Origin of the sequence: Pseudomonas entomophila, assembly GCF_013523165.1 — a bacterium.
Classification (GTDB): Bacteria; Pseudomonadota; Gammaproteobacteria; order Pseudomonadales; family Pseudomonadaceae; genus Aquipseudomonas; species Aquipseudomonas entomophila_A.
This window is the reverse complement of the sequence record NZ_JAAMQI010000034.1, coordinates 18,983-30,553: the sequence shown is the minus strand read 5'-3', so window position 1 is coordinate 30,553 and position 11,571 is coordinate 18,983. Positions and strand designations below refer to the sequence as shown.

General features: G+C 67.6%; 10 protein-coding genes. 3 read left to right on the top strand and 7 right to left on the bottom strand.

From position 1 onward, the window contains the following. Window positions 1-379: 379 nt before the first annotated feature. From G7Z99_RS18710 to G7Z99_RS18690, 5 genes are all read right to left on the bottom strand, one after another. Window positions 380-1,513 carry an ADP-ribosylglycohydrolase family protein gene (locus G7Z99_RS18710; protein ID WP_181096459.1) on the bottom strand — a complete coding sequence of 378 codons (1,134 nt, stop codon included), beginning with the start codon at window positions 1,511-1,513 and terminating at the stop codon, window positions 380-382. Between the two features lie 182 nt (window positions 1,514-1,695). Further along, window positions 1,696-2,361 carry a hypothetical protein gene (locus G7Z99_RS18705; protein ID WP_258197085.1) on the bottom strand — a complete coding sequence of 222 codons (666 nt, stop codon included), beginning with the start codon at window positions 2,359-2,361 and terminating at the stop codon, window positions 1,696-1,698. 61 nt (window positions 2,362-2,422) lie between these two features. Continuing rightward, window positions 2,423-3,085, bottom strand: a complete 663-nt coding sequence (locus G7Z99_RS18700; RefSeq protein WP_181096457.1) for a hypothetical protein — start codon at window positions 3,083-3,085, stop codon at window positions 2,423-2,425. Continuing rightward, window positions 3,082-4,551 carry a M48 family metallopeptidase gene (locus G7Z99_RS18695; RefSeq protein WP_258197084.1) on the bottom strand — a complete coding sequence of 490 codons (1,470 nt, stop codon included), beginning with the start codon at window positions 4,549-4,551 and terminating at the stop codon, window positions 3,082-3,084. Before G7Z99_RS18695 ends, G7Z99_RS18700 begins: the two co-directional genes overlap by 4 nt. Before the next feature lie 3 nt (window positions 4,552-4,554). After that, a complete protein-coding gene (locus tag G7Z99_RS18690; RefSeq protein WP_181096456.1) occupies window positions 4,555-4,983 on the bottom strand; it encodes a hypothetical protein in 429 nt (142 codons plus the stop codon). A gap of 176 nt (window positions 4,984-5,159) precedes the next feature. Between G7Z99_RS18690 and G7Z99_RS18685 the strand changes: the two genes are divergently transcribed. Further along, window positions 5,160-6,110: a helix-turn-helix transcriptional regulator gene (locus tag G7Z99_RS18685; protein ID WP_181096454.1), complete on the top strand. Its 951-nt coding sequence runs from the start codon at window positions 5,160-5,162 to the stop codon at window positions 6,108-6,110. 12 nt (window positions 6,111-6,122) lie between these two features. Here G7Z99_RS18685 and G7Z99_RS18680 read toward each other — a convergent pair whose 3' ends face one another. After that, a complete protein-coding gene (locus tag G7Z99_RS18680; RefSeq protein WP_181096452.1) occupies window positions 6,123-7,457 on the bottom strand; it encodes a HAMP domain-containing sensor histidine kinase in 1,335 nt (444 codons plus the stop codon). Next, complete coding sequence (locus tag G7Z99_RS18675; RefSeq protein WP_181096450.1) at window positions 7,457-8,149, bottom strand: response regulator transcription factor; 693 nt, start codon at window positions 8,147-8,149, stop codon at window positions 7,457-7,459. Before G7Z99_RS18675 ends, G7Z99_RS18680 begins: the two co-directional genes overlap by 1 nt. Window positions 8,150-8,473: 324 nt before the next feature. On the opposite strand from G7Z99_RS18675, the gene G7Z99_RS18670 reads away from it, so the two are divergent. Continuing rightward, window positions 8,474-10,651 carry a TonB-dependent siderophore receptor gene (locus G7Z99_RS18670; protein ID WP_181096448.1) on the top strand — a complete coding sequence of 726 codons (2,178 nt, stop codon included), beginning with the start codon at window positions 8,474-8,476 and terminating at the stop codon, window positions 10,649-10,651. Window positions 10,652-10,877: 226 nt separating this feature from the next. Next, complete coding sequence (locus tag G7Z99_RS18665; protein WP_181096446.1) at window positions 10,878-11,570, top strand: bacteriorhodopsin; 693 nt, start codon at window positions 10,878-10,880, stop codon at window positions 11,568-11,570. Window position 11,571 lies beyond the last annotated feature (1 nt).

Below are 11,571 nucleotides of genomic sequence, written 5' to 3'. Positions count from 1 at the left end.
GGCTGGGCTTGGGGCGTAGGCCGGAGGGATGGAGGGGCTGGTTTTGTGGGCCCTGCGGGCCCAATCGCGGCACGGGGGCCGCTCCTACACCCGTAGCTGCACCACGGCGTCGCAGGCCACCGCGGTCCCCTGTGGGAGCGGCCCCTGTGCCGCGATTGGGCCCGTAGGGCCCATGATTACAGCCAATGCGTTGGTGCATGAATCAGCGCAAAAAAGACACTATCGAAGCAAGATCACATCTGTCTGAAACCGCGCCGGTGCAGCTTGGGTGTGGGAGCGGGCTTGCCCGCGATGGCGTCCGGTCCGTCACCCTCGTGCCCGCCGACATAGACTTGTCTCACAGCCTCCCCCCAACCAAGCCATCACCCTCGGCACCCACTCAATACCCCGGATACTTCCGCCAGATCCGCTCATTCAACGCCAGCTCCGGGCTGTACTCGCCAATCCCCCAGCCGCGAAAGTCATGGAGGTCCTGCGCCAGTTCGGTGATCACCTCGCGCAACTCCAGCGGCGCCAGCCAGCGCTCAGGGATCGCCTGCACGCCATGCCAGGCGCCCAGCAGGTTGCCCACGATCGCCCCGGTCGAATCGGAGTCGCCATCGTGGTTCACCGCCAGAATCACCGCCTGTTCGAAGTCCGGCGCGACCAGCGCGCAATACACCGCGATCGCCAAGGCCTCCTCCGCTACCCACCCTTCACCCAGGCGCGCGATGGCCTGCGCAGGCGGCAGACCTGACTGTGCCAGGGCCTCGGCCTGCTCGATGGCGTGCAGGGTCTCCCCATGATGGGGGGCTTCGCGCAAGGGCACCTTGGCCGCCGTGATGGCGTCTGCCAAGCCCATACCCTCGACCAAGGCCAGGATCAACGCCGCCAGCACCCCGCCGGTCAATGAGCCGGTAGGGTGACCGTGGGTCAGCGCCGCCAGGTCCGTGCCCAGGGTGAAAGCCTCACTCAAGGCGCTCGCCCGCCCCTGGCGCGCGAGGAACAACCCTGCCGGCGCGACCCGCATCACCCCGCCACAGCCCTTGCTGTCGTTGCACGCCGGTCGCCCCAGCTCCGACATGTCGCCCAACGCCTTCAGGCACGTCATGCCCGGCGCACGGCGGTGGTGCAGGGCACCTTGGCCGATCAGCCAGCCGGGCTCACCTTCCAGTCGCGCCTCGAGCGGCGAACGTTCGCCCTGGGTTCTCAACCAGCGCAAATAGGCATGGGCCGTCACACCGGTATAGGTGGTGATGCCCTTGAAGCACCCACGCACCCAGGCGCGCAGCAGGCCTTCGGCGGTGAACAGGGTCATCTGCGTGTCGTCGGTGATACGGCCCAGGCCACCGTAGGCGTTCGCGTAGTCGGTGATCCCCGAGGGGCCGAAGCGGGTCAGGATCTCGGCGCGTGAGAGGAATTCCACGGGTGCGCCCACTGCATCGCCGACAGCGCCGCCCAGCAGGCAGCCGAGAAAGCGGTCCTGAAGGGTAGGCCGTGGATCCGGTGTGGGCGAAACGGGAGCAAGCGGCATGAGGACGTCCTCGACGGTCAGCGCATTCGACGCCGATGCTAGCAGCCCAGGCCGTGTACGGGCAGGCCAGCCTGCTGGGTCGCCGTACGCGCGAAGGGCAGGAACGCACCGTCAGCCGGCGGTGCGTCCAGGGATGAGCTGGCCGGGCACGGGTTCAGCGCCCGCCGGCCGGCGCGATCCGCTTACTGGGCCTGCTCGTTCAGCGCGTCCAGCTGGCGCTGCGCGCACGCCGCCTGCCAGTACGCATGCAGGGTCTCGGCGATCTCCTCGGTGCTCAGCTTGCGGCCATTGCACATCAAGCCAGCCGACATGATGCGCACATGCGGCACCGGCTTGTTCAGGGCCATGGCCTGGTTGCCGAACAGCTTGCCCGTGGCGCGGTGGGTCGGCAGCGTGCAGTCGGGTCGCATGATCAGCTTCTGCTGGGTGATCAGCCCTTCGTCCTTGACCTCGACATCGACGATGTCGGTCAGCGGCAAGGGCGCACTCAGCGTGTCGACGAACAGCTCGCGACGGGTCAGGCGCATGAACACGTGGCGACCGGAGTTCCGGTGCTGCCAGGTCAGCACGGCGAACACCAGAGCCATGAGGCCGCCGAAGATCGTCAGCTTGTTCCCGTCCTGGGACAGCCCTGCGGCCGCCATGGCCAGGGCGCCCAACAGCAGGACGGGGCCCAGCACCTTGTAGCGAGCGGTGTTGGTGAATTCGCTCTGTTCGGGCACGCGTTCGATCACCTCGCGAAGGTCGGCGACGACCTGGTCGCGCTGGGCTTCACGGGCCTGGCCGTACTCGTTGCCCAGCGCCTCGGACAGGCGGGACAGTGGATCGGGCTGCGACGGGGTGCTCATGGGATGGATCCTTGTCTGAAAGGGCTGCAGCGCGCAGCCCGAGGGGTCATGGGGAGGCGGCTCACGCGTTGCGCGGGGCCGTGCGCAACACCTGTAACTGGGCATGGGCACGGGCGACGTGACAGTACCCGTAGAGCAGTTGCATCAACTCTTCAGCGTCGAGTAGCTCGCCATCCAGTTCGAGCCCATAGACCGACAGGCGAACCTGAGGCAGACGGCCGCGCTTGATCTTGGCCGCGGGCATCAGCGGTCCGAACCGCTTGCGGATGCCGGGCAGGGGCGCGCCGGGATCCAGGCACAGGGTGATCTGGGTCATGCGTCCATTGGCGATGCGCACCTCGGTGACGTGCTGCAGCTCGATCTCGGCATCCAGCGCCGGGAACCACAGGTGCGTGTGGGTCAGGCGCATGCCCACGTCCTTGCCCGCGTGCCGGTGCAACCAGAACCCGGCGATGAAGCCCAGGGCCATGAGCAGCAGGGGCACACCCGCCAGCCAGGTACCGTCCTTCAGGCAGAACACGCTCAGGCCGCCCAGGAACACCGTGAAGATCACCAGCGTGCGATAGATCTTGCGGGTGGTTTTCAGCTCGGTGACGGCCGGGTAACGGGCCAGTAGCTGCTCGTGCTCTTCGATCGCGTGCTGCTGGCTGGCGCTGGCGTGCTGGTCGAAGTCCTGGGTCAGCGATTGGCCAAGGTCGGCCAGTGGATCGTTGGAGTGGCTCATGCGGGTGTTCCCGTGTCAGTGGTGTCAGTCGTGGGGCGCACGTGGCTCGCCAGGCGTCCGAACCATTGGCGATCGTCTTCGCTCGGCGCGCGGGTCGCCTGGGCCAGCAGGGCGGCGTCCATGTCCACCTTCAAGTGCTCGAGGCGCTGCACGGTCGGCGGGTGGGTGTCGAAGGGATGGGCGATCGCCTGGGCGATGACGCGCTGGTCGACACTCAGCGACGTCTGCTGCAGGTGCTGGGCCAGGGCCTGCACCAGATCACCGCCCCGCTGCGCGTGCAGCAGGCGGGTGACTTCACCTTCCAGGGCGATCACCCGCAGCAAGGCCTGACAGAACACCCGTTCACCGGCGACCTGCGCACCCGTGCGGTCGGCGACCAGCTCCTGGGCGCGGCTCCAATGGTGCACCGCGACCTGGAAGTGGTAGAGGAACTGCCCGGCCATCCAGATCGCCGGCCGCTCGATCCAGGCCGGGTCGGCATCCTCGGCACTGATCAGCGCGAAGTGCGCGCACATCAGGCTGAAGCGCGCGCCGGTCTCGCTGCCGCGTTCGGTGTCACGACTGCTGAAGTGGCCCAGTTCATGGCCGACGATCGACGCGGTTTCCTGCTGGCTCAGTGCCGACAGGTACGGCAGTGGCAGGTACAAGGTGCGCCCGGTCAGCAGTTGGCCGGACGGCTGCAACGCCACGTCGACGCTGGTGACGAAGAACGACTGGTCGATGCCGACCACGATGTGGTCGGGCACCGGGGCGTTCAGGCGGTTGGCCACCGCCTCGATCCACGCCCAGACACCCGGTGCTTCGGCGCGGCTCAAGGCCCGGCCGAGGAAGGCCGAGCCCTGGTTGTCCAGTTCGAACCATTGCTTGCGCAGGCGCTCGATCAGCAGCACGCCCAGGTAGATCACGGCCGCCACGGGCACGCTGAACAGCAGCATCACCCAGCCGCCATCGCTGCGATGACTCCAGCCCCAGCTGAGCTGGTACAGCAGGATCATCCCCAGCGAGGCGCAGACCAGGCCGGTGTAGGCCACCAACCAGTGGCCCAAGGTGCGCCAGTTGTCGGCCAGGTGATCGTGCAGGTAATCACGCGAAGCACGTGCACGGTGCGCATCCAGGCGCAGCTTGATCCAGGTCGCCGGTCCGGCGATCAAGGCCGCGACGGCCAGCCAGTAGCCGAGCGCGGCCAGCACCTGGCGCAGCCGCAGCCCGGCGGTGTCGGCGTCGGCGAGGGCGACGCGGTACTGGAAGTTCTCGCGCCGCCCTTGCTCGGTGATCACTTCCTTGCGTTCCCGGACCGACAGGGCTTGCAGCCAGCGGTCGTCAGGCTCGGCCAGCCACTGGCGCATGGCCTGCGCCTCCTCCAGCACCGTGTCGACACGCCAGCCCTGCAGGCTGCTCCAGCCCATCAGGATCAGCGGCAGCACCAGCATCATCAGCGCCCAGCTCAGCCGTCGCATCGCGCTCATGGGTCATTGCGCCTGCAGGTAGTCGGTGAGAAACGCCTGGGCGTTGCCTTGTTCGGAGAGGTACTCGTCGTAGGAGACGTTGATGGTCTGCGACTCGCCCGGCAGGGTCAGCTCGCCCCAGCCGTTGCGCAGGATCAGCGCGACGAAGCGCTTGCCGTCCACGGTGGTGACGTAGCGGGTGTCCTTGTCGGTCTTTTCCACGGCCATCTTCTGGATCTTCATGTCCCAGTCGTGGTCTACGCCTTCGAGTTGCACCAGGGCTTGGTGTTCGCTGCGCGCACCGATGCGCAGGGTCCAGACCTTGATGCCCTGTTCGCCGGCATAGGCGACCACCTTGTCGGCCACCTCAGGGCGGTCTTCGGCCTGGGCGAACCCGGCCAGAACGGCCAGCGACAGGCCCAGCAGGGCCATCCATGTGCGATAGATCGGCATCGTCGAGCTTCCTAGAAATGTCAGGGGGCAACCATTGAAGTCAACCCTTGTGGTCCTGCCAAGCCAAGTGACCGCTGCGCACAATCATTAACCGCTCGGTCACAAGGGCACCTGCCCAAGGTGTGACCGGGTTAACATGCCTACCTATGTCAGACCCCCGACGGACGCCCTTGCCGATGAATCGCTGGAACCCCTACCTGGACACGCAGTTCTGCTTCGACCGGCCCGAAGCGCTGGATCAGGCCGGCGTGTTCGATCAGCGGGCGCGCCAGGTGGTCGGCAGTGCCGTGGGCCATTACCGCGCTCGCAGCGTGAGTCCGCAGTTGCAGTATTTCGACTGCAACCTGCAGTTCCCCGAGCCGGTGCGCATCGACAAGGTACTGCCCGGCGGCCTGTGCATCGTCCAGGTGCTCGAAGGGCAGTGGCAGCACCGTGTGGATGGTCGCCTCAACCGCTACAGCCACGGCGCCACCCACGCGCTGGGCCTGAGCGAAAGCATGGAAGCGGTGGACCAGCTCGGCGCCGGCAGCCATGCGCGCATGGCCGGGTTGCGCATCGGACGCGAGCTGCTGGAGACGCTGGCCGAGGAGGACGATGCGTTTCGCCCCGTGCTCACGCTGCTCGAGGACGGCATGCAGTTTTCCGAGTTGCACGCGTGCCAGGCCCTGGGCGGGCTGCTCGAGCGGCTGTACCACTCGCCCTACACCGGGGCGATGGAGCGGCTGAACCAGGAGAGCCTGAGCCTGGCGGTGCTGGTGGAGCTGGCGGCCTTCCTGCACCAGGCGCCCAGCCGACCGGCCACGGTGCAGCGCGGCCAGCGCGAGATTGCCTTCGAGGCGCGTGCGGTGCTGGACGCGAACCTGGTGGAGCCGCCCTGCAGCGCCGACCTGGCGCGCGCGCTGGGCGTCGGCGAGACCACCTTGCGCCGAGCTTTTTTGGGGGTGTTCGGGCAGTCGATGCTGCAGTACGTGCGCCAGCAGCGCATGGAGCTGGCGCGGGTGCTGCTGCGCCAGAACAAGTGGCAGGTCGCGCAGATCGCCTATCGCCTGGGCTACACGCACCCGGCCAACTTCAACCATGCGTACAAGGCCTACTTCGGCCACCCTCCGGGCACGGAGCGCGGCTAGGGCACCAGTGCGTCAGCCGGGGGCGACGGGCAAGGTCAGGTGCAGGCACAGGCCAGGGTGGCCGTTGCTGGCCCACAGCCGTCCCCCTTGCAGCTCGAGGGCGCGCCGGGCGATGGCCAGGCCCAGCCCGAAGCCGGCGCCACTGCCGTCCAGACGCTGGTAGGGCAGGAAGATGCGCTCGAGGTCGGCCGGTGGCACACCGGGCCCTTGGTCGCTCAGGCGCAGGTGCCAGTGCTCGCCTTCACGCCAGCCGTCCAGGCGGATCCGACCTTCGGCCGGCGAATGGCGCACGGCATTGCGCAGCAGGTTTTCCAGGGCCTGGGCCAGGCTGTCCAGATGCGCCTGCACCCGGCAGTCGAGGCCGAGCGAGCAGGGCAGGCGCGTGCGCGCCCAACCGCTCTCGAAGCACAGGTCTTCGCACAGCGCCTCCCACACCGACACCACCAGCACCGGCTCGGTGGGGAGGGTCGGCTGCTCCGTGTCCATCCAGGCCAGGTCGAGGGTGTCTTCCAGCAGCGTCTGCATGCCGGCGACTTCGCGGTCCAGGCGTTCGCGCAACTGCGCCGGGGGCAGGTCGCTGTCGTGGGCGATCCGCAGCCGCGCCAGGGGCGTGCGCAGCTCGTGGGACAGGGTGCGCAGTAACAGCCGCTGCTGCTCCAGGCTCTGGCGCAGGCGCCTGGCCATGTGGTCGAAGGCCTGGGCCAGTTCGCCCAGCTCGTCGCGCCGGTGGCGCAGCGCCAGGCCCGGGCTGTCCAGGTCGTCGGCGCGCAGGGCGTCGGCACGGTCGCGCAGCTGGTTCAGCGGCACCACCAGGTGGCGATACAGCAACAGCCCCAGCACCAGGGCCAGCAGGCTGGGCGCAACGCCATGGGTGACCAAGTGGGTCCAGGGCGTCAGCCCCGTGGGCAGCAGCCGCTCGGGCAACTGCAGCACCAGGCGCCCGGCCTGCGGCTGCTGCGGGAACTCGATGCTGACGTAGGGCAGCTCGTCGCGCAGGCGCCGGCTCAAGGGCCAGTCGAGCTTGCGCATGAACGTCAGGCGGCTGGCTTCCTCGGCGCTCAGCGGGGTCGTGCCCAGGCTTTGCAGGTGCGGCCCGACCAGCGCCACCCAGGTGTGCTCGGCCTGCGCCAGTTGCGTACGGAATGCCTCGGCCCCCGCGGCACCCCCCTGGCGCCAGGCCTGCTCGGCCGCCTCGGCATGCTGCGCCAGGTAGGCCTGATCGGCCTGGGGCAGGAAGTAGGTGCTGCGCTCCACCGACAGCCCCCAGGTCCAGATCAGCCAGGTCAGCAGCAGGCAGAAGCCGATCTGCAGACCGGCCAGCTTCCACAGCAGCGGATGGCGGCGCATCAGCCCGGCCCCGTCTCGACCCAGAGGTAGCCTTGCCCGCGCACCGCCTGGATCTGCACGTGCAGGGCGCCGACGTCGGCCAGCTTGCGGCGCAGGTTGCACACGTGCACGTCCAGGCCTCGGTCCAGGCGGGTATAGGCCCGGTGCAGCACGGTCTGGTAGAGGAAGGCCTTGCTCAGGGCCTCGCCGGGGCAGGCCTGCAAGGTGGTCAGCAGACGAAACTCGGACGCCGTCAGGCCCGCAGGCTTGCCGTCGTGACGCACGTCCTGAGCGTCCTGGTCGAGGACCAAGGCACCGGCCTGGGCCCGTGACGGCAGCCGCCGGTCGAAGGCCACCCGCCGCAGCAGGGCATCGACCCGCGCGTCCAGCTCCGCCAGGCTGAAGGGCTTGGGCAGGTAGTCGTCGGCGCCACGGGTGAAGCCACTGATGCGGTCCTGCTCGGCCCCCAGCGCCGACATCAGCATCACCGGCACCGCCTGCTGACGGCGCAGCTCATCGAGCAGGCTCAGCCCGTCGATGCCCGGCAGCATGATGTCCAGCAGCACCAGGTCGAACGACGCCTGGCGCAGCACGGCCGAAGCCTGGGTGCCCGTGGCGCACGCCTGCACCTGGAAGCCACGGTGCAGGAAGTGGCGCTCCAGGTCCTGACGCAGGTGGGGGTCGTCTTCGGCGAGCAGCAGGGAAGTGGGCACGGTAAGCCTTGAATGAGAACCTGTATCAGTTGCGGATCATCCCACCGCGCGCGGGGGAGGGCAACGCCTGCTGTGTTAAGAAGGTTAATCCTGCTGCACCCCGACCGACCCTGCGGTATCGTTCGCAAAAAGCAATGTGTTTCGTTTGCGAATTACTGTCATTCATGCGGCCACGGCCCGTGTTCCAGTCCCCCGCTTCGTGATCGTCCGGCCCTGCCTGCGACGCCGAGCCGGGCTGCCCGCCAGAACGTGGTCCGAACCACGCGACGCGGCGCAGACGAACCCTTGCGCCTCTGTCATCGCATCGCCAACGAAGGAAGGGTCATGAACGGTTCGAAAGGTGTAGGGCGCCCATTCAGGGCACGGGGTTGGCTGGTCGCCGGGTTGCTGGCGCCGTTTTCGCTGTCGGCGCTGGCCGAGACGGTGGCCGAACCGATCTCGCTCGACAGCAGCGCGCTGGACCTGCCGGCTCTGACCATCGACGGCAACCGCCTGTACGACATGCTGCCGTCGGAGGCCACCGGCGGCTACAGCGTCGACGCCGCCACCGTCGGTACCAAGACGCCTGCCGCGCTCAAGGACATCCCGCAGTCGATCACCGTCTACCCCCAGGACTACGTCAAGGACCGCCGCTTCGTGCACCTGGACGACCTGGCCAAGTACACCGCCGGCCTGCGCACCCTGACCAACGACAGCGGCCGCTCGTCGATCTATGCCCGGGGCTACGAGTACAGCGAGTTCAACATCGACGGCCTGCCCGCACCAATGGCCAGCATCTTCGGCACCGTGCCATCGCTGGCAGCGTTCGACCGGGTCGAGATCATGCGCGGCCCGGCCGGGCTGTTCAGCAGCACCAGCGAGCTGGGCGGCATCGTCAACATGGTGCGCAAGCGCCCGACCGCCGAATTCCAGGGCCACGTCGAAGGCAGCTACGGCACCTGGGACACCAACCACGAGGAAGTCGACCTGAGCGGCCCGCTGGACGATGCCGGGCGCGTGCGCGGGCGCTTCGTCGCCTCCCGTGACGACACCAACGGCGAAGTCGACTACAACGCCAACACCAGCAACACCTACTACGGCGCGCTGGACATCGACCTGGACGCGGACACGCTGCTGTCGTTCGGGCTGATCCACGAAGTGAAGAACCTCGTCCCGCACAACGGCTACCCCGCCACCCTGAACGGCGAGGTGCCGGACTTCAGCCACTCGCGCTTCCTCGGCGCCGACTGGAACAGCTTCGACGGCAAGACCACCGACCTGGTCGCCGAACTGACCCACCGCTTCGACAACGGCGGCTACGGCCGCATCGCCGCCCGCGGCTCGCAGCGCGACACCGAGTACCTGTACGCCTTCACCGCCACCAACGCCAGGAACGGGGCCAACTCCGAGCGCGCCAGCGCCCGTGACTTCACCCAGGACACCTACTCGCTGGACGCCAGCTACAGCCAGCCGTTCGAGACCTTCGGCCAGGTTAGCGAGTTCGTGGTCGGCAGCGACTACAAGAACTACGACAGCCAATACCGCAACGGCACCACCAACCTGGGCGCCATCAACGTCAACACCTACTCGCCGACCCGCTTCGGCAAGCCCGCGCCGAACTACAGCACCGAGGTCGGCACGCAGGAAGAAGAGTACGGCCTCTACTCCAAGGTCACCTTCCGGCCCATCGAGCGCCTGGCGCTGATCGGCGGAGGGCGCTTCAGCTGGTACCGTGGCGACTTCTACACCACTACCCTCGCGAACAACGCCACCAACGCCGACAGCAAACGCGTGGACGGCCACTTCACGCCCTACGGCGGGCTGGTCTATGACCTGAACGACACCCACGCGCTGTACGCCAGTTATTCGCAGGTGTTCAAGCCGCAGTCGGCCACCGACGGCCAGGGCCGGGTGCTCAAGCCGCGTGAAGGCCAGCAGTACGAAGTCGGCGTGAAGAGCAGCTACTTCGGCGGCGACCTCAACACCCGCCTGTCGGCCTTCCGCCTGACCGACGAGAACCGCGCCACCACCGTGTACGACGCCGATGGCGTGGCCACCACCGCCTCTGCTGCCTCCGGCAAGACCCGCGTCAAGGGCGCCGAAGTGGAAGTCAGCGGCAAGCTCACCCCCAACTGGGAGCTGCTGGCCGGCTACACCTGGATGCAGACCGACACCGTCAAGGGCGACCCCGAGACCACCTTCTTCATCATGCCGCGCCACCAGGCCTCGCTGTGGAGCAAGTACACCCTCAGCCAAGGCCCGCTTGAAGGCCTGGCCATCGGTGGCGGCGTGTCGGCGATGAGCAACTTCCATTCCGAGAACGGCGGGGTGCGCATCGATGCGCCGGGGTATGCCACGGTGGATGCGTTGCTGTCGTACCCGGTGACGCCGAAGCTGACGGCCACCTTGAACGTCAACAACCTGTTCGACCGGGACTACCTGTCGCGGGTGGGGTCGACCTCGACGTTCAACTTCTATGGGCCGTCGCGCAGCATGGTGGTGGGGGCGCGGTACGACTTCTAGGTGCAGGATGCTCCCAGGGCCGCTTGACGACGGTGTCGCCCAAGCGTCCCTGGCCCATGCCGACAGTGGGTCATCGGCTCATGGGCGACCCTGCCGACGGCTTGAAACATTTTGAACCAAATATTCTGCGGACTTCTCCATCGAGTACGCAGCGAAGCAATGGATCGCCCCGCCGGTAAGGGACCTGGCGCGCCGCGTAATCCTTTCGCTGCCTTCGGAGAGTCCCATGGTTCAGACCCCGTTACTCATCGGCTTCATCGTGATGTCGCTCGCCTCCCTGATCATATATGCCAAGGGCACACACCACGGGCCCTTGCGCGGCCACACCCTGATCCACGCCGCCGTGCCCTTCATCGCTGCCACCGCCTACCTGTCCATGTACCTGGGCGTCGGCAACCTGATCAAGCTCGACGGCAGCGTGACCTACCTGGCGCGCTACCTGGACTGGACCTTCACTACTCCATTGCTGCTGGCAGGCGTCGTCTCCTCGGCGTTCCTCGGCGCCCGTGAGCAGGAAGGCAAGGCCGGGTTCGTGGCCTCCATCGTGACCCTCGACGTGGTGATGATCGTGACCGGCCTGATCGCCTCCCTGGCGCCCTATGGCGTGGTCAAGTGGGTATTCTTCGCCTGGTCCTGCGCAGCCTTTGCCGGCGTGCTGTACCTGCTGTGGAAGCCCCTGGCGACGCTGGCCAACCAACACGCCTCGATCGGTGCCGGCTATCGCCGCAACGTGGGCTTTCTGAGCGTGCTGTGGCTGATCTACCCGGTGGTCTTCGCCGTCGGCCCGGAAGGTATCTGGGCGGTGAGCGATGCCGTGACGGTGTGGGTGTTCCTGATCCTCGATGTGCTGGCCAAGGTGGTGTACGCCTTCACCTCCGAACGCAACCTGCGCACGGCACTGGCAGGCCGGAGCGCCTGAA

Excerpts from the sequence above, each read along its gene's own strand:
- G7Z99_RS18710 (WP_181096459.1), bottom strand. The coding sequence starts at position 1,513 with ATGCCGCTTGCTCCCGTTTCGCCCACACCGGATCCACGGCCTACCCTT.
- G7Z99_RS18705 (WP_258197085.1), bottom strand. The coding sequence starts at position 2,361 with ATGAGCACCCCGTCGCAGCCCGATCCACTGTCCCGCCTGTCCGAGGCG.
- G7Z99_RS18700 (WP_181096457.1), bottom strand. The coding sequence starts at position 3,085 with ATGAGCCACTCCAACGATCCACTGGCCGACCTTGGCCAATCGCTGACC.
- G7Z99_RS18695 (WP_258197084.1), bottom strand. The coding sequence starts at position 4,551 with ATGAGCGCGATGCGACGGCTGAGCTGGGCGCTGATGATGCTGGTGCTG.
- G7Z99_RS18690 (WP_181096456.1), bottom strand. The coding sequence starts at position 4,983 with ATGCCGATCTATCGCACATGGATGGCCCTGCTGGGCCTGTCGCTGGCC.
- G7Z99_RS18685 (WP_181096454.1), top strand. The coding sequence starts at position 5,160 with ATGAATCGCTGGAACCCCTACCTGGACACGCAGTTCTGCTTCGACCGG.
- G7Z99_RS18680 (WP_181096452.1), bottom strand. The coding sequence starts at position 7,457 with ATGCGCCGCCATCCGCTGCTGTGGAAGCTGGCCGGTCTGCAGATCGGC.
- G7Z99_RS18670 (WP_181096448.1), top strand. The coding sequence starts at position 8,474 with ATGAACGGTTCGAAAGGTGTAGGGCGCCCATTCAGGGCACGGGGTTGG.
- G7Z99_RS18665 (WP_181096446.1), top strand. The coding sequence starts at position 10,878 with ATGGTTCAGACCCCGTTACTCATCGGCTTCATCGTGATGTCGCTCGCC.